The organism is Mesorhizobium sp. M0522 (genome assembly GCF_040321085.1).
In the GTDB taxonomy this organism is placed as follows: Bacteria; Pseudomonadota; Alphaproteobacteria; order Rhizobiales; family Rhizobiaceae; genus Mesorhizobium.
Map to the genome: position 1 here is coordinate 1 of NZ_JAMYQW010000053.1, position 17421 is coordinate 17421.

18 protein-coding genes are annotated in these 17421 nt (G+C 62.1%); 8 read left to right on the plus strand and 10 right to left on the minus strand.

Annotation, left to right across the window (positions count from 1 at the left end; translation table 11 throughout):
* Positions 1–143 precede the first annotated feature (143 nt).
* The 10 genes from groES to NKI58_RS32265 all read right to left on the minus strand — a co-directional run bounded on the left by groES (position 144) and on the right by NKI58_RS32265 (position 10393).
* Positions 144–440: a co-chaperone GroES gene (gene groES / locus NKI58_RS32220; RefSeq protein WP_352692538.1), complete on the minus strand. Its 297-nt coding sequence runs from the start codon at positions 438–440 to the stop codon at positions 144–146.
* A gap of 430 nt (positions 441–870) precedes the next feature.
* Positions 871–1854 carry a 3-oxopimeloyl-[acyl-carrier-protein] synthase BioZ gene (bioZ, locus tag NKI58_RS32225; protein WP_352788662.1) on the minus strand — a complete coding sequence of 328 codons (984 nt, stop codon included), beginning with the start codon at positions 1852–1854 and terminating at the stop codon, positions 871–873.
* On the minus strand, positions 1851–3116 hold the full coding sequence (locus NKI58_RS32230) for an adenosylmethionine--8-amino-7-oxononanoate transaminase (RefSeq protein WP_023679598.1): 1266 nt from the start codon (positions 3114–3116) through the stop codon (positions 1851–1853). Before NKI58_RS32230 ends, bioZ begins: the two co-directional genes overlap by 4 nt.
* Positions 3116–3751 (minus strand): dethiobiotin synthase, encoded by a 636-nt coding sequence (bioD, locus tag NKI58_RS32235; protein WP_023679599.1) that lies wholly within the window; start codon positions 3749–3751, stop codon positions 3116–3118. Before bioD ends, NKI58_RS32230 begins: the two co-directional genes overlap by 1 nt.
* 11 nt (positions 3752–3762) lie before the next feature.
* Complete coding sequence (locus tag NKI58_RS32240; protein WP_352788665.1) at positions 3763–4902, minus strand: 8-amino-7-oxononanoate synthase; 1140 nt, start codon at positions 4900–4902, stop codon at positions 3763–3765.
* On the minus strand, positions 4899–5897 hold the full coding sequence (gene bioB / locus NKI58_RS32245; RefSeq protein WP_352788701.1) for a biotin synthase BioB: 999 nt from the start codon (positions 5895–5897) through the stop codon (positions 4899–4901). Before bioB ends, NKI58_RS32240 begins: the two co-directional genes overlap by 4 nt.
* Positions 5898–5991: 94 nt before the next feature.
* Positions 5992–6846, minus strand: a complete 855-nt coding sequence (nadC, locus tag NKI58_RS32250) for a carboxylating nicotinate-nucleotide diphosphorylase (protein ID WP_352643785.1) — start codon at positions 6844–6846, stop codon at positions 5992–5994.
* The gene (locus NKI58_RS32255; RefSeq protein ID WP_352854303.1) at positions 6846–8387 is read right to left on the minus strand and encodes an L-aspartate oxidase; all 1542 of its coding nucleotides are present in this window, start codon (positions 8385–8387) and stop codon (positions 6846–6848) included. The genes nadC and NKI58_RS32255 overlap by 1 nt, the downstream gene beginning before the upstream one ends.
* On the minus strand, positions 8384–9358 hold the full coding sequence (gene nadA, locus NKI58_RS32260; protein ID WP_352625280.1) for a quinolinate synthase NadA: 975 nt from the start codon (positions 9356–9358) through the stop codon (positions 8384–8386). The genes NKI58_RS32255 and nadA overlap by 4 nt, the downstream gene beginning before the upstream one ends.
* Before the next feature lie 66 nt (positions 9359–9424).
* Positions 9425–10393, minus strand: a complete 969-nt coding sequence (locus NKI58_RS32265; protein ID WP_352625301.1) for an NUDIX hydrolase — start codon at positions 10391–10393, stop codon at positions 9425–9427.
* 174 nt (positions 10394–10567) lie between these two features.
* Here NKI58_RS32265 and panB point away from each other — a divergent pair, with 174 nt between their 5' ends.
* The 8 genes from panB to glmS all read left to right on the plus strand — a co-directional run bounded on the left by panB (position 10568) and on the right by glmS (position 17328).
* Entirely contained in the window at positions 10568–11428 is an 861-nt protein-coding gene (panB, locus tag NKI58_RS32270) for a 3-methyl-2-oxobutanoate hydroxymethyltransferase (protein ID WP_352625282.1), read from the plus strand.
* Positions 11425–12285 (plus strand): pantoate--beta-alanine ligase, encoded by an 861-nt coding sequence (gene panC, locus NKI58_RS32275; RefSeq protein WP_352625284.1) that lies wholly within the window; start codon positions 11425–11427, stop codon positions 12283–12285. Before panB ends, panC begins: the two co-directional genes overlap by 4 nt.
* 95 nt (positions 12286–12380) lie before the next feature.
* Positions 12381–13106 carry a LuxR family transcriptional regulator gene (locus NKI58_RS32280; RefSeq protein WP_352625286.1) on the plus strand — a complete coding sequence of 242 codons (726 nt, stop codon included), beginning with the start codon at positions 12381–12383 and terminating at the stop codon, positions 13104–13106.
* 93 nt (positions 13107–13199) lie between these two features.
* On the plus strand, positions 13200–13850 hold the full coding sequence (locus NKI58_RS32285; RefSeq protein WP_352625288.1) for an acyl-homoserine-lactone synthase: 651 nt from the start codon (positions 13200–13202) through the stop codon (positions 13848–13850).
* Positions 13847–14221, plus strand: coding sequence for a transcriptional regulator domain-containing protein (locus NKI58_RS32290; protein WP_352625290.1), 375 nt, complete (start codon positions 13847–13849; stop codon positions 14219–14221). The genes NKI58_RS32285 and NKI58_RS32290 overlap by 4 nt, the downstream gene beginning before the upstream one ends.
* 280 nt (positions 14222–14501) lie before the next feature.
* Positions 14502–14690: a DUF2285 domain-containing protein gene (locus tag NKI58_RS35680; RefSeq protein WP_502894601.1), complete on the plus strand. Its 189-nt coding sequence runs from the start codon at positions 14502–14504 to the stop codon at positions 14688–14690.
* Positions 14691–15062: 372 nt separating this feature from the next.
* Positions 15063–15245, plus strand: a complete 183-nt coding sequence (locus tag NKI58_RS32300) for a hypothetical protein (protein ID WP_352625292.1) — start codon at positions 15063–15065, stop codon at positions 15243–15245.
* Between the two features lie 259 nt (positions 15246–15504).
* Positions 15505–17328: a glutamine--fructose-6-phosphate transaminase (isomerizing) gene (gene glmS / locus NKI58_RS32305; RefSeq protein ID WP_023679615.1), complete on the plus strand. Its 1824-nt coding sequence runs from the start codon at positions 15505–15507 to the stop codon at positions 17326–17328.
* Positions 17329–17421 lie beyond the last annotated feature (93 nt).

Sequence of the window (17421 nt, forward strand, 5' to 3'; positions counted from 1 at the left end):
CACCGCGTCGGCGAGGATGTTGACGCCGCGCAGCATGCGCTCACGAGCGTCGCGGGAGAATTTTACGTCTTTGGCAGCCATTTTTTACTCCTGGGCATTTCGCCCGAAATTCAGATTGGATGGTGCGGATGAAAGGCGGCGTGTCAGCCGATGACGCCCATGATATCGGCTTCCTTCATGATCAGAAGGTCTTCGCCGTTGAGCTTGACTTCGGTGCCCGACCACTTGCCGAACAGGATGCGGTCACCGGACTTGACGTCCAGCGGGACGAGCTTGCCGACCTCGTCACGGGCGCCGGAACCGACGGCGATGATCTCGCCTTCCTGCGGCTTTTCCTTCGCCGTATCGGGGATGATGATCCCGCCGGCGGTCTTCGCTTCGGACTCGACGCGGCGAACGACCACGCGGTCATGCAGCGGCCGGAAATTCGACTTTGCCATTTTTGGATTTCCTTGGTGCGAATGTTGAACGGTTCTCCGTTGCCGGAGCGTGCTTAGCACTCAGCCGAAGCGAGTGCTAACGCGGCAATGAGATAAGCCGCATGCTCCTGCTAGTCAAGACGGAAGAGCAAAGAGCAAAGAGAAAAGAGCAGACAGCAAAGAGAAGAGAGTAAAGAGCGTGTAAGCATCGAGCCTTTTATGTGAACAATGTCGGGTATCAGACATATATGGGGCGGCTCACCCTTTGTATTTGAGCTTTATTCAGATGGCACGAATGATGCAACGGGTGATGCATTTGATCTCATCCAGAGGCTCGCACGGGGTCGTGCTGCGTCAGCTCGGTCATGTCGAGCTTCAGAAGGCCATTTTGGCATTGGTTCTGTTGCCCTATCGCCATTCATGACCAGTCCTGCGCGCGTGAGCCGGCCGGCTAGATTCCAACCACGAGAGCGCCGCCGCTGAGACCCGCACCCGCCGCCGACAGAAGGATTTTCTCTCCAGGCTGGAATGGCTTCATCTGGTTGGCGAGCGAGAGCGACAGCGGGATCGTCGCGGCCGAAGAGTTGCCGTATTCGGCAATCGTCTTGACAATTGCTTGGTCCGCGATGCCGAGGTTCCTCCCGACCGCGTCGAAAATCCGAGTATTGGCCTGATGCGGCACGAACCGGCCGAGATCGTGTGGCCGCACTCCGGCAGCGGCTAGAGCGCTTGTCGAGCAATCGGTCATCATCTCCACGGCCATTGCGAACACTTCGCGGCCGTCCGTCATCCTCATTCGGGTTTGCGCGAGATCGAGGTCACCGTGGAACGGCTTGTTGCTTCCTCCTGCGGGAATCTGGATCAGCCCGTATCGCGAGCCGTCCGAATCCACCGAGGCACCGAGAATGCCCCGATCAGCATCATCGCACTGACCGATCACCAGGGCGCCGGCGGCATCGGCAAACAGGACCGAGCTTGCGCGCTCGGCTGGATTGATGCGGCGGCTGAGGATGTTGGCGGCGATAACAAGGCTCGCTTTGCCGTGCAGGCGGGTAAATCCGTCCGCGAACATCAGCGCATAGATGAAGCCGGCGCAGGCGCCGGTCAGATCGACAGCGCCGGCGCGGCCCAGCCCCAACCGATGTGCGACCAGGGGCGCGCTGGGCGGCAGGAGGTGATCGGGCGTCGAGGTGGCAAGTAACAGCAGACCGATGTCGTGGCGCGCAATGCCGGCGTTCGCCAAAGCCATGTCGCCGGCTTGCGTGGCCAAGCCAGACAGCGTGTCTTCGTCCGTTGCCCAGAAGCGCGAACGAATTCCGGTGCGCCGCTCGATCCAGCCCGGTTCGAGGCCGAGATTGTTCTCGATTTCGGCATTGGCCACCTTTCGCCCAGGCGCATGATGGCCAAACCCGAGAAGGCGCGACGACCTGCTCATGGCCTCGAACCGAAGCGTTCGCCGGCTTCCTCGATGGCGTCATAGAGCCCGTCCAGCTCCTCGCCGGTGATGCAATAAGGCGGGAGAAGATAGAGGACATTGCCGAGCGGGCGCACAAGGAGCCCGCGCTTGAGGAAAAAAGCGCGCAGTTTCGGGCCGATTTCGGCCAGATAACCGGCTGAGCCGGCGCGAAGATCGAGCGCCGCAATCGTGCCGGTCGTCCGCTTGTCGGTGAAGTAGGGATTGTCGCGAAAGCGTCTAAGCCCGGCGGCCTGCTTCGCGCTCAGGGCCGCGATCCGCTCGGCCACCGGCTCGTCCTGCCAGATCTCGACATTGGCGAGTGCTGCCGCGCAGGCAATCGGATTGGCGGTGTAGGAACTCGAGTGGAAAAAGGTCTTCTTCCTGTCCGTCGAATAGTGAGCCTGGAAGATGGCATCGGTGGCGAGTGTGGCCGCCAGCGGGATGGTGCCACCGGTCAGGCCCTTCGAGGTGCACAGGATATCCGGAGAAATCGATGCCTGCTCGCAGGCGAACATGCTCCCGGTGCGGCCCCAGCCGGTCATCACCTCGTCGGCGATCAGCAGCGTGCCGGAGGCTTCGGCGATCTTCTTCAATCCGGTCAGAACCGAGGCCGGATACATCCGCATGCCGCCGGCGCCAAGCACCAGCGGTTCGATGATCAGCGCGGCGGCGCGCCGGTCGCGGCTGACGGCCTCGAATCTATCCAGCGTTTCCTGCTCGCGGCCGGCGGCCGGGAAGGGAATGGTGTCGACCTCGAACAGCAAGGGTTCGTAGGCGGCGTTGAACACGCCACGGGCACCGACGCTCATCGTGCCGATCGTGTCGCCGTGATAGCTGTGCTCCATGACGACGATGCGCGAGCGCGGCGCGCCGATGTTGCGGAAATAGCCGAGCGCCATCTTCAGCGCGACTTCGACGCTGGTCGAGCCGCTGTCGGAATAGAACACCCAGTCGAGTCCGGCGGGAGCGAGTCCGACAAGCGCCTTGGCCAAGCATTCGGCAGGCTCGTGCGTGAAACCTGCGAAGATGATCTGGTCGAGGCTCGAGGCGGTCGTCTCGATTGCCTTTATAATGCGGGGATGGCGGTGGCCATGTGTGACGACCCACCAGGAGGAAATGGCGTCCAGAATGCGCACGCCATTGGCTTTGTGGAGATAGGCGCCTTCAGTCAGGACGATTTCAGGGATTGCCGGCTCGAGCGCGTGCTGGGTGAAGGGATGCCACACACGGGAATGCGGCATCATTCGCCTCCGGCAATCAAAGCGAGGTCGAAGCCGGCAATCATCGCTTGTCTCAGCGTTTTGTCCGTTAGCGGATCGAGGTGCGGCAGCCTGCCGAGTTGCGGCACGTCGCCGAATTCCACGATCGTCCGTTGCGTATCGGTCATCTCATCGCCGATGAAGGCGATGCCAGCCAGCGGGATAGCGCGCGCCCGCAGGGCCTCGATCGACAGCAGGGTGTGATTGATTGTTCCGAGCGCGGTGCGGGCGCACAGAATGACCGGCAACTGCCATTGCTCGAATATGTCGATGAACCTTGTCCGGCGGTTCAGCGGCACCATCAGCCCGCCGGCGCCTTCGATGACGAGCGGTGTCGGCAGGACCGGAAACGAAAGATCGGCAGCCTCGATCGAAACGTCGTCGATTTCGGCCGAACGATGCGGCGAAAGCGGGCTCTTCAAGCGGTAGGCTTCCGGCAGCACGCGCCCCGACGGCAGCCCGGCAAGTCGCGCAACCGCCTCGCTGTCGGTCTCGCCGTCGAGGCCCGATTGCACCGGCTTCCAGTAGAAGCCGTCAAGCAGGCCGGCAAGCCCGGCCGAAAACACCGTCTTGCCAATTCCGGTGTCTGTTCCGGTGATGACGATGCGCTTGGTCATGTCGCCTCCGGTCATGTCTGCGCCAACACCTCGACGAGCGCCTCGACCATGGCGGAAATGTCGGCTTCGCCTATATTGAGCGTCAGTGAGATGCGCAGCCGCGACGTGCCCTCGGGCACGGTCGGCGGACGAATGCCGCGTATGTCGAAGCCGCGGGCCTGCAGGCGCGCCGCCATTGCCATGGTGCGCCTGACATCGCCGATCACCAAGGGCTGGATCTGAGAGCCACTTGGCATCACACCGCAGCGATCGACCAATTGGCGGCCTGCGAGGGCAACGCGTTCATGCAGCTGAACACGCCGCATAGGCTCGTCGGCGAGCATTGCGAGCGCTTCGCGCGCCGCGACCGCCATCAGCGGCGATGGCGCGGTGGCGTAGATGAATGGCCGGCAACGGTTGATCAGATACTCGCACAGTGTCCTCGGCCCGGTCACGAGCCCACCAGATGCGCCGAGCGCCTTGCCGCAGGTGTGGAGCGCGACGATGTTGTCGCGGCCCTCGAAAGCGGCGGCCAGCCCCCGGCCGTCCGGTCCCCAGACGCCGGTGGCGTGCGCCTCGTCGACGACGAGGAATGCCTCGTGCCGATCGGCAAGCGCGACCAGGCTCTCCAAAGGCGCGCAGTCGCCATCCATGCTGTAAAGGCTTTCCACCGCGATCCAGACGCATCCCATGCCGCCTTCGGCGCGCCAACACGTGATCGCATCCTCGACAGCATCGACGTCGTTGTGCGCGGCCAGCTTGAACTCGGCGCGCCCGGCCTGCGCACCCTCATGCATGCTGGCATGGGCGAGCTCATCGAGGACCAAAAGGTCGCCCTTCTGCGGCAGCGCAGTCAGCAGAGCGAAGTTGGCGATGTAGCCGCTGCCGAAGAATAGCGCGCCGTCGGCTCCAAAGAATGCTGCCGCGTCTGCCTCGAGCTGCTCGTGTTCCGGTGCATTGCCGCGCAACAGCCGCGACCCGGTGGCGCCAACCGGCGTGCCCCGCGCAATCGCCGCCACAACCGCTTCGCCAAGTCTTTTGGAGGCGGCAAGCCCGAGATAGTCGTTCGACGAGAAGTCGAGCCCGGCGCGCGGCTTCAGCGTCCGCAGCCGGTCCTTGCGCGCCAGTCCCTGCAAGGTCGCCTCATAGCGGGCAAGCGGTGCCCCGTTCATTGCGCCTCGAGTTCCATCGGCTCGATGCCGAGGCGCCGGAACAGCAGGGTATCCTTGTCCTCGCCGGGATTGTCCGCCGTCAGCAGCGTGTCGCCGACGAAGATCGAGTTGGCGCCGGCAAAAAAGCACAGCGCCTGCATCTCGTCGGTCATGGCCGTGCGGCCGGCGGAGAGACGGATATGCGATTTCGGCATCATGATGCGCGCCAGCGCGATCACGCGCACGAATTCGATCGGCTCGATGGGCTTGGCGTCGGCAAGCGGGGTGCCGGGGATCGGGATCAGCATGTTGATCGGAACGCTTTGCGGATGTTCCGGCAGGTTGGCCAGCGTCACCAGCATGCCGATCCGGTCCACCGGCTCCTCGCCCATGCCGACAATGCCGCCGCAGCAGACATTGATGCCGGATTGGCGAACGTGCTCGAGCGTCTCGAGCCGCTCCGCAAAGCTCCGCGTGCTGATGATCTCGCTATAGTAGCGTTCCGACGTATCGATGTTGTGGTTGTAAAAGTCGAGACCAGCCTGCTTCAGTCGAGCGGCTTGCTCAAGATCGAGCATGCCGAGCGTCATGCAGGTCTCCATGCCCAGCGCCTTGACGCCTTCGACCATCGCCACCACCGCATCCATGTCGCGCGCCTTGGGGTTTCGCCAGGCCGCGCCCATGCAATAGCGGGTTGCGCCGGCGTCACGCGCTTTCTTCGCCTCGACGATGACGCGCCTGACCTCCATCAGCTTCGACGCCTTCAGGCCGGTCTCGTGATGCGCCGACTGGCTACAATAGCCGCAATCCTCCGGGCATCCGCCCGTCTTGATGCTGAGCAGCCGGCTGAGCTGGACCTTGTTTGGATCGAAATTCTGGCGGTGCACGGTTTGCGCGAGGAAGAGGAGATTGTTGAAGGGGGCATCGTGAAGTGCCTGAGCCTTCTCCAGGGTCCACGCTCCAGGGTCAGGGGATTGAGCCTGTGGCGATGTCTGCGTTGGACTGGCTGTTTGCATGTCCATGCTGTTCTCCGGTTCTGCCTTGCTTTGCTGTCTGATTGACGACGATCGGAAAGGACAGTTGATTCGATCCTGTTCGTTCCTCAGGCAATCATGAGTCCCAATAGTCGAGGCCGATATCCAGGATCGGCGCGCTGTGGGTCAGTCGGCCGACTGAAATCAGATCAACGCCGGTCGCGGCAATCGCTCGCGCTGTATCGGACGTGATCCCGCCAGAAGCCTCGGTGATAGTGCGGCCACCAACGATTGCGACCGCGCGGCGAAGATCGGCGAGGGACATGTTGTCGAGCAGAACCGCATCGGGAGCGAAGCCAAGTACCTCCTCCAACTGGGCCAGCGTATCGACCTCGACTTCGATCTTGACGAGATGACCGGCCCGTCTTCGTGCTCGCTCGAGCGCCGGGCGAACGCCGCCTGCGATGGCGATGTGGTTGTCCTTGATCAGAATTGCGTCGTCGAGGCCGAAACGGTGATTGGATCCGCCACCCGCGCGCACCGCATACTTTTCGACTGCCCTCAATCCGGGCGTCGTCTTGCGCGTGCAGACGATCTTCGCGCCATATCCACGAACCGCAGCGACGATCGATGCCGTTGCTGTAGCGATGCCGCTCAGATGGCACAAAAAATTGAGTGCCGTCCGTTCGGCTGTGAGAATGGCCCGGGCAGGGCCAACCACTGATGCAATGACCTCTCCATCCATGACATTGCAGCCGTCTGCCCGCTCCACCGAAATTTCGACATCAGGATCAATCAAGCGGAAAGCGAGCATCGCCAGATCGAGGCCGGCGACAACTCCGGACTGGCGCGCCGCCAACACGGTTCCCGCTTGGTGTTCCTTCGGGACGATGGCCTCCGTGGTCAAGTCGCCGGCTCTGCCAAGGTCTTCAAGAAGAGCTGCCCTTACAAGCGGCTCAAGCATGACCGTGGGAAGCGGTGAGAGCGTCATCACTTTGCCCCTTCGAGGCTTGGGGAGTTTCCGAGTTCCCGCGCAGCGGCCAAGGCGGCTTCGAGGGTGATTTCGGACCGTCGGGCGACAGTCGCATGATGAGGAAAATCTGTCCGGTAATGAGCGCCGCGGCTTTCTTGGCGCAACAAGGCGGCAACCGCGATCATTAGCCCGACAGCCGCCGCATCCGAGGCCGCGTCCTTGCTTTCGGCGAGCGGCAATAAGGCACGTGCGGCTGCTTTCAAACCTTCACCATCCCGGACGATGCCGAGTGCGCGCGACAGGAAAACACGCACGGGTGTCGGAGCGGGCGATGGGTAAACGTCCGCAAACGCAGGCTTTGTTCTGCGAGCAGGCGTTCCGGCGACACTTTCAGCGACCCAGCGGGCGCACACGACGGCCTCGGTCAAGGAATTGCTGGCGAGCCTGTTGGCGCCATGCAGTCCTGTCGAAGCGACTTCGCCGCAGGCCCACAGCCCCTTGACGGACGTCCTACCGGAGCCGTCCACGGCAACGCCACCCATGTGGTAGTGTTGGGCCGGACGAATGGGGATGAGATCGCGCGCGGGATTGATGCCGGCTCCACGACAGGCTGATGCGATTGTCGGGAAGTGTCGAGCAAATTCCGGGCCAGGCCGTTGCCGCGCGTCGAGAAAAACACGGTGGCCGTTGGCAAGATGGTTCCAGACGGCGCGCGCCAAGACATCACGAGGCGCAAGTTCCGCCCCTGGCACGCTCTGGAGAAAAGCCTGGCCGGTTTCGTCGATCAGGGCAGCACCTTCGCCGCGGACGGCCTCGCTGACCAGCACCATAGGGCGTTCCGGGCCGTCAAGCGCGGTCGGGTGGAACTGGATGAACTCGAGGTCGGCAAGAACAGCTCCAGCGCGGGCCGCAAGCGCCAGGCCCTGTCCGCAACTGCCCCAAGGATTGGTGGTGTCGAGAAACAGTCCCCCGATCCCACCGGTGGCGAGGACGACCCGCCGTGAGCCGAAGAAGACAGGTCCTATCGAACCGCTCGCCCAGACGCCTCGGATCGCGTTCTCTCGCACCGCCAGCCGGCGCGCTTCCGTGCCCTCCACGACAACAATCGACGGAGTGGAACGCACAGCCGCGATCAGGGCACGCATGATTTCACGCCCGGTGCCGTCACCATGCGCATGAACGATGCGACGTCGGCTGTGTGCGGCCTCCAATCCGAGGCACAGTGATCCTTTCGACGTACGGTCGAAGGGAACCCCAAAGCCCGCAAGCCCCTCTATCGCCTTGGGCGCGGCTTGGAGGATGCGGCTCGCCACGTCTGTGTCGCAGAGACCATCCCCGGCGGCAAGCGTATCGGCCAGGTGCAGTTCCGGATCGTCGTCTTCGCCGAAACTTGCAGCCAGACCACCCTGTGCCCAGGTGCTCGAATTGTCAGCTCCCAGTAGCGTCCTGGACAGAAGAAGCACCGGCTCCGGCGCCAGTTGAAGCGCCGTCATCAGTCCGGCGATGCCGCCGCCGATGATGATGGGCCGCCCGAAGAAGCTGCGGATATCGGCGCTCAAATTGCCAGCATCCGTTCGACCGCAAGCCGCGCGCGCCCGGCGATCCCGGGTTCGATGGTTACGACATGGTGGTTCTGCTCGAGCGCCGTGCGGATGTTGGCAAGCGTGATCCGCTTCATGTGCGGGCACAAATTGCAGGGCCGGATGAACTCGACCTCTGGGTGCGCTAACGCGACGTTGTCGCTCATCGAGCATTCCGTCATCAGCACGACACGTGGCGGCCTTTGCCTTTCGACATAGTCGGACATGGCAGCGGTCGAGCCGGAAAAATCTGCTTCAGCCACGACGTCGGGCGGGCATTCGGGATGCGCGAGCACGATCACGCCGGGATGGCTTTCGCGCAACTCGCGGATGTCGGCCGGTGTAAAGCGCTCATGCACCTCGCAATGCCCTTTCCAGGCGATGATCTGCACATCGGTCTGGGCGGCGATATTCTGGGCCAGATATTCGTCCGGCAACATGATCACCTGGGGAACGCCAAGGGATTGGACGACCGCCTTGGCGTTGCCGGATGTACAGCAGATATCCGACTCGGCTTTCACTTCGGCCGACGTGTTGACATAAGTGATGATCGGCACGCCGGGATAACGCTGGCGCATCAAGCGCACGTCTTCTGCCGTGATCGATTCCGCCAACGAGCATCCGGCGCTGAGATCCGGAATGAGCACGGTCTTGTCCGGATTAAGGAGCTTGGCCGTTTCGGCCATGAAATGCACGCCGGCCAGCACGATGACTTGCGCCTCGATCGTCGCAGCCGTGCGGGCCAGTGCCAAGCTGTCGCCGACGATGTCGGCCACGCAATGGAAGATCTCGGGGGTCTGATAGTTGTGCGCCAGGATGATGGCGTTGCGCTCGCGCTTCAGTGCAAGGATCGCCTCGATATCCTCGACGAAAGCCGGCCATTCAATCGGCGGGATCACTCGTCGGACGCGCTCGTAGAGAAACGCGGCCGTAGGCAGCATGGCGCTCATCGACCCCTCCAGCTTATACTCTAGTTGAAAATAACCAGCATATACTTGCTGTGAGTATAAGGGATGTCAACCCCGCGCCAGCGGCAATTTTGTCCCGGCGATGACCCTCTCGTCGAGAGCGGCGTGGCGGAACCGGTAAAGCTTCGCTGGCCGGCCGCCGGTCTCCGTGGTGGCCTCTCCGGTCTCTTCGACCAGCTCCTGCTGCTCGATCAGGCGGCGAAAGTTCGGCTTGTGGATGAGCCTGCCGGCGAGCGCCTCCACGGTTCGCTGCAGCTGCAAAAGCGTGAAGACCGGCGGCATCAGCTCAAAGACGACCGGCCGGTATTTGATCTTGGAGCGCAGCCGCGCAATGCCGGTCGCCACGATGCGGCGATGATCGGCGACCATAGACTTGCTGGGCACCAGCGGAGGCGGCGTCGCGTCCCGTCCGCTTCCGGCCTCTTGGACCAGGCCTGCTTCGTAGACCAACTCATAGCGTTGAAGCGTGAGTTCCTCGTTCCAAAGGCGGTCGTCGAAGCCGAAGGCTATCGTCGCCCGCTGCCAGCGTTCACGTCGCGCGGCCGCGTCGCTGACGCCGTCTGCCCATTCAATCAGGCGCGGTCGCAGAACGTCCAGCACGACCGGAGGCGTGCCGGAGCGGTGGTCCTCCCATGGAAAATATTCATACCAACTCTGCCAGCCGCACTTGGGCGAGCCAGCTGCCTGTTCCTTGCGGGTCAATGCGAGATAGCTGATGGAGATGACGCGTTGCTGGCGCTCGGCGCCGATGCGATCCCGATCCGCGAAGGTGTAGAGTTGCTCAATATACCCCAGCGGATGGCCGGTCTGCTGCTCGACCCACCCCCTCAAACCGGATTGCAGCGATCGGTGCTCAAGCGCAAATGGTCCGGAGGGCAGGGTGTCCGCCTGGCCGATGGTGAGGACACAGGGTTCACTGTCGTTTACGGCGACGACAAAGGCGATCAGGTCCACTTTGACTTCGTCGGCCTTGACGGCGGCTCTGTCTTTCCTGGGTCCTATTGCCTGATCGTCCATGTTCGCGAAAGTGGTTGGCCAGCTCGGGGGCGCCTGAATCGATTTAAGTGTAAGCGCGCCTGTCCGCACGTCAACACCGCACAGCTGCACGGCCATTTTTTAGCTCTTCGCACTTGCACAAAAATGTGGCAAACGCGACACCCGCGGTTGGTAACGTTGGGGAAGGAGGGTCCATTGAGTGCGTTTGGTGACACCAAGGCGATTACACCGCCGGATATTCGTTCGCGTAAAGGTGGGACGCCGCTCGTCTGCCTCACCGCCTACACGACCCCAGTCGCCCGGCTTGTCGATCCCCATTGCGATGTGGTGCTGGTCGGCGACAGCGTCGGCATGGTTCTGCACGGCCTGCCCTCGACGCTCGGTGTGACGCTGGAGATGATGATCACGCACGGCCAGGCCGTGCGCCGTGGCCTCGAGCAGGCGCTGATGGTGGTCGACCTGCCGTTCGGTTCCTTCGAGGAAAGCCCCGAGCAGGCTTTCCGCAATGCCGCGCGCGTCATGGCCGAGACCGGCTGCGCGGCCGTCAAGCTCGAAGGCGGCGAAACGATGGCAGAGACGATCGGCTTCCTCGCCGCGCGCGGCGTGCCGGTCATGGCCCATGTCGGCTTGACGCCGCAGGCGATCAACACCATCGGTGGCTACCGCGTGCAGGGCAGAGGCGGGGATGCCGAGCGCATCAGGCGCGACGCGCTTGCGGTGAGCGAAGCGGGCGCCTTTGCGGTCGTGCTGGAGAAGGTTCCCGAGGCGCTCGCCCGCCGGATCACCGGGGAGGTGGCGACCCCGACCATTGGCATCGGTGCCTCGGCAGCCTGTGACGGCCAGATTCTCGTCGTCGACGACATGCTGGGCCTCTTCGGCGACTTCCGGCCCAAATTCGTCAAGCGCTATGCTGAACTGGGGGAGGCCGCTGCGGCTGCGATCGCGGCCTATGCGCGGGAAGTGAAGGAGCGCCAGTTTCCGGCCGCCGAGCACGTGTTTGCCGATGCGCCCAAGCCCACCGACGCGGACGGCACCAAGAGCGGAGAAGCAGCGTGAGCGTGCCGATTGTCAGGAGCGTTGCCCAGCTTCGCGAAATTGTCGCCGCATGGCGCCGCGAGGGCGTGAGGATTGCCGTCGTGCCAACGATGGGTGTCCTGCATGAGGGCCATCTCAGCCTGGTGCGCGCGGCACTCGTGAAGGCCGACCGGGTGATCGTGACGCTCTTCGTCAACCCGAAGCAATTCAACAGCCAGGCCGATCTCGCCGCGTATCCGAGCACCGAGGACGAGGATGCCGCCAAACTGGCACCGCTTGGCGCGCACCTGCTTTATGCGCCGGATGCAGAGGAGATGTATCCGGCGGCCTTCGCCACGACCGTTTCGGTGTCCGGTGTCAGCGAGGGCCTGTGCGGTGCCTTCCGGCCGGGACATTTCGATGGCGTGGCGACCGTCGTCGCCAAGCTCTTCCTGCAGACCAGCGCTGACTTCGGCTTCTTTGGCGAAAAGGACTTTCAGCAGCTTCAGCTAGTCAGGCGTATGGCCCGGGACCTGGATATTCCAATCACCATTGTTCCTTGTCCGACAGTCCGCGAAGCCGACGGTCTTGCACTATCATCGCGCAATGTCCGGCTCTCGCCAGCAGAGCGTGCTGTTGCCCCCAAGCTCCCATCGGTATTGCTCCAGACGGCTGAGCGGCTTGCCCGCGGCTCGCCCGTCCTGCCAACGCTTGCCGATGCGCGCGCAGCAATTCTGGCTGCGGGCTATCGCGAGGTCGAATACCTGGAACTTCGCGACGAGGCAGATCTGCGACCGATGACAAGCCTTGACCGACCGGCACGCTTGCTTGTCGCGGCCTGGCTCGGCGGCACACGGCTCATAGACAACGTCAGAATATCACGGGTTTCAACAGATTAACGGGGTTCTCGGCACGCGCTGTATCCGTCCGGGGATCGTTTAAAACAAGGTCTCTGCCTGGCATCGAGCGATCACGGAGGTTACGCAAAGCGCAAATGCATCGCGTGTTTGAGAACTTCGTCGAGCAACTGTCTGCGAGTGTTGATGCTGCCGATCTCCGTGAGGCAATGGCATCCGCTGCAGCCGGCTTCGATTTTCCGCTATTCGCCTACTTCACTTACCCGTCGGCCCCCGGCGACGCCCCGCAATTGATCTCAAACTATCCTTCATCCTGGACATCACGTTATCTGCAACAGCGGTACCACAGTCTTGATCCGGTCATCCTGCGCGGGCTGCAAGGCTGGGATACCTTCGATTGGGGTGTGGATCGCGCTCGGCACTGTCTGCCGAATTCGCAGCAACAAATTCTGGAGAGTGCGGCTGAGTTTGGCATCCGCGGCGGCCTGACGATATCCATGCATGATCATCGCGGCCGGTTTGCTGCCCTGACCTTTGCTTCCGACGAGTCCCGCCCGCCTCTGTTGCGGTCACTGACACGTTACGAAAAAGCATTGCAGCTGGTGGCCATCAACTTTCATAGCCATGTCCGGCGCAGGCTCGCCGACGATCGCGTGGTGGACGGTGTAACGCTCACCCCGCGGGAGTTCGAGTGCCTGAAATGGGCGGCGCGCGGCAAGTCGGCTTGGGTTATCAGCCAGCTTCTCGGCGTCTCAAAGCGCACCGTGACCTTTCATCTGGAAAACGCCAAGGCAAAGCTTGGCGTTCGAACGATCAACCAGGCCGTTGCACGACTGGCTGCCTCCGGCCAGGCGAGATCCTGATTCGTCGGCCACGATAGCTGTAAACCTCTACAGGCTGCATCGCTGCCGGCTTTGCCCTTCGATGGCGGGAACACATCCCGCACGGAGGCGACCATGATGCAGCTGATAACACCAGACCTTTACGACGAGTTCGCAAGCGAGCTCAAAGAGATGCACGGGCTCAGGTTTCGGGTGTTCAAGGAAAGGCTCGATTGGGAAGTTGATACCGAAGACCAGATGGAAACAGACCCGTTTGATGGTCTGAAGCCTGTCTATCTGCTCCTCAAGGGATCCGACTGGCGAATTCGCGGTTGCGTGCGTCTTTTGCCCAGCACCGGACCCACAATGTTGCGCGACACGTTCCCGGTGCTGCTGGGTGCTGACGTCGTGCCCTCGACTGCCGACATATGGGAGAGCAGTCGTTTCGCGCTCGATCTCCCTCCGTCGGCGCCCAAGGCAGCGGGCGGGCTGGCCCAGGCAACCTACGAGCTCTTCGCGGGCATGATCGAGTTCGGCTTGGCCAAGGATCTGACCCGGATAGTAACGGTGACGGACACGCGCATGGAACGGATCCTTCGCCTCGCGACGTGGCCATTGTCGCGCATCGGACAACCCAAGTCCGTCGGCAAAACGGAGGGGGTGGCCGGGTTTCTCGAGATTTCCCACGCGAGCCTTTTGCGCATCCGCAGCAGGGGACGTCTGAGCGGACCGGTGCTGTGGCAACCGGTTCTAGGCCCGTCGGCATTGTGGACACCTGAGCCGTGAAGCGTGCTGGTCTGCCCAAGGAAGCGACGGTCGGTCTTGAATGCTGGCCGGACTGGCGTCGTCACGAAGCTTACCATTACGCCAGACGATTGCCACGCACTGCCTGGGCCTGGGAGTTTCTTCGGCGCAATCCACAATTCCAGCGCGACCACGCCAAAATGGCACCGTCCGCCTGCATTGTCGGAGCCCAGGCCGACATGAAGATAATCGAGTTGACGACAGGATCATCTTTCCTAAGACAATGGAGCCTCCTTTTTCGCGGACGCGCCACAGTCGGACGCTACGTCGGCAAGGGTCTTTTGGGATCCGCGCGACTGCGCCCGTATTCTACGGGCGGCCGCGGAGCCGGTTGGGCTCGACCACGGTTTTGAACCGCTTGACCTTTTTTCGCTCTCATGCTGCAAGGACATCCTGCTGACGCCTGCCGGCGTGCAGCACGTGCTGCTGAGGGAGGACTGCCGGAGTCTGCAGATCGCCCTTTCCGGTGCATCCGTTCTCCGCCCGTTGCGGCTATATGTCGACGCGATCGTGCAGCCGCAGCACCTGAAGTTCCATGTCGCTGCCCTTCAGTTCCTGAGCGACATCAATGGTTGCGGCCGCCTGGCAGCTGCTTGCTTTCCGCCGGAACCCCGCGGAGCGCGTCTGCGGATCGTGCTCCAGGCTTTGGATGGCTCGCTTGCGGGAGCATCTCATCAGGAGATCGCCATTGCCCTGTTCGGGAGACGCCGTGTCGAAGAAGATTGGTCTCATCCAGGTAGCCATCTTCGCGATCAGGTGCGTCGCGCCATCCAACGTGGCCGCTACCTGATGAGCGGCGGCTATAGACAGTTCCTGATGTAATTCGGGTGCCAGCTTGGTGATTGTCTTGTTAGAAAACGCGCAGGCATCATCTCCATTTCTCACTGCTATTGTGCCTTGTACAAAACGTAACACGCGCCTAGTTCTTCCGCTGCGGGAATCGGGTTTGAGTAATACGGACGAAGCACTGAGAACCAAGGCTTTTGTGATAGTGCATTCATGCCCCGAGAATCCTGATGACCGTTACGAACCCCCAGAAAGCCGGCGCTGACTGAAACGGTCGCTGAACGTGCTCTGTGGCGTGCGCCGCCTGACTCTCGGTTTCGGCCATGCCGACTAACAGCGTATTGATAGGCCATCGCGGGCTAAGCTCTACCGGCGAAAGCCGCGTCAAACTGGCAGGCAATCAGAAACTTGATCGGCGGCGACGATGATTATGATCAACGTGACGAACACGTGAATCATGCCGACGGCGCCGACGTTGCCGATGATGATGATGCCGATCATGCGTCGCTGACGCTGCCTAACTACAGTGCTTGTGATCATGCCGATCACCGCGTGATCATGAGCGGCGGCGGTCCGTGGTCAGGTGCGTAGCCGGGATGGTTCGCGCATGGCCGATTGTTCCTTCGTGCCGCGGGGTGTGGGCTTGCGTTCGGGCATGAGGGCGTCAGGCGCAACGAGAAGTTAGATCAGGGCCCACAAACGCGACTCATCCATGGGGTGGATGATAGTTATCCCTACAATCAATTGTACCAATATTACCGAATACTACTACAAGGTTCCCAATGAACGCGGCCGGATGGGTATCCGTCTCGCGTGGGCTGAAGCTGCCGGCAAGAATGGGGAGACGAACATGTGCGGGATTGTTGGCATCGTTGGGCAACAGCCGGTGTCGGATCGGTTAGTCGACGCATTGAAGCGTTTGGAATATCGCGGCTATGATTCCGCCGGCGTTGCGACGATCACCGAAGGTGCCTTGCACCGCCGGCGCGCCGAGGGCAAGCTCGTCAATCTCGAGAGGAGACTGAAGGAAGAGCCACTGAGCGGCAACATCGGCATCGGCCACACGCGTTGGGCAACCCATGGGGCCTCGACGGAACGCAATGCGCACCCGCACTTTACCGACGGTGTCGCCGTCGTCCATAACGGGATCATCGAGAATTTCACCGAGCTGAAGGACGAATTGGCGGCGGCTGGCGCCGAGTTCCAGACCGACACCGACACCGAGGTCGTCGCGCATCTCTTGGCAAGACACCGCCGGGAGGGCATGAGGCGGCAAGAGGCGATGCGTGCCATGCTGAAACGCGTCAGGGGCGCCTATGCGCTTGCCGTCCTCTTCGAAGATGATCCGTCGACCATCATGGCGGCGCGCAACGGACCACCGCTGGCGATCGGTCACGGCGACGGCGAGATGTTCCTGGGCTCCGACGCGATCGCGCTCGCTCCCTTCACCAATGAAATTACCTATCTCATCGAGGGCGACTGGGCCGTTGTCGGCAATTCGGGCGCCCATATCTTCGATTTCGACGGCCACCCCGTCGAGCGTCCGCGCCATACCTCCACGGCCGCGGCCGATCTGGCCAGCAAGGGCAATCATCGCCACTTCATGGAGAAGGAAATCTGCGAGCAGCCCGAAGTCATCGCCCATGCTCTCCGTCACTATAGCAACATCATAGAGAATCGCGCCGACATGGTTTCTGGCATCGATTTCGCCAGGATCCCGAGCTTGGCGATCTCGGCCTGCGGGACCGCCTATCTCGCCGGACTGATCGGAAAATACTGGTTCGAGCGCTACGCGCGCCTGACGGTTGAAATCGACGTTGCGTCCGAATTCCGTTACCGCGAGATCCCGTTGTCGCCGCAGTCGGCGGCTCTTTTCATTTCGCAGTCCGGCGAAACCGCCGATACGCTCGCATCGTTGAGGTACTGCAAGGAGCGTGGGCTGAAAATTGGCGCTATCGTCAATGCCTGCGAATCGACCATCGCTCGGGAGGCCGATGCGGTCTTCCCGATCCTTGCCGGACCGGAGATCGGCGTCGCCTCCACCAAGGCGTTTACCTGCCAGCTTGCCGTTCTAGCCGCACTCGCCATCGGCGCCGCCAGAGCCCGCGGGACCGTAACCGAAGACGAGCTGCAGGCGCTCGTCAGGAGCCTCGCCGAAGTGCCGCGCGTCATGGGCCAGGTACTCAACAGCATCCAGCCGGAGATCGAGTTCCTGTCGCGCGAACTGTCAAAGTGTCGTGACGTCCTGTATCTCGGCCGTGGCACCAGTTTCCCGCTAGCGATGGAAGGTGCGCTGAAGCTCAAGGAGATTTCCTACATCCATGCCGAGGGCTATGCGGCGGGTGAATTGAAGCACGGTCCGATCGCATTGATAGACGACAACATGCCAGTGATCGTCATCGCGCCCCATGATCGCTTTTTCGACAAGACCGTCTCCAACATGCAGGAAGTGGCTGCCCGTGGAGGGCGGATTATCCTCATCACCGATGAAAAAGGGGCCGCCGCATCGAAACTCGACACTATGCACACGCTCGTGCTGCCGGCTGTCGACGAGATTATCGCGCCGATGATCTTCTCGCTGCCGATACAGCTTCTTGCCTACCACACGGCGCTCTTCATGGGCACAGATGTAGACCAGCCGCGCAATCTCGCAAAATCGGTCACGGTCGAATGATTGCGAACCTTTATAGGTGGCGATGCTCGTCCATCGAAAGCGCTACCCCCTGTCTGGATCCGAAGCCCGGATGAACCAGATGACCATTGCTTG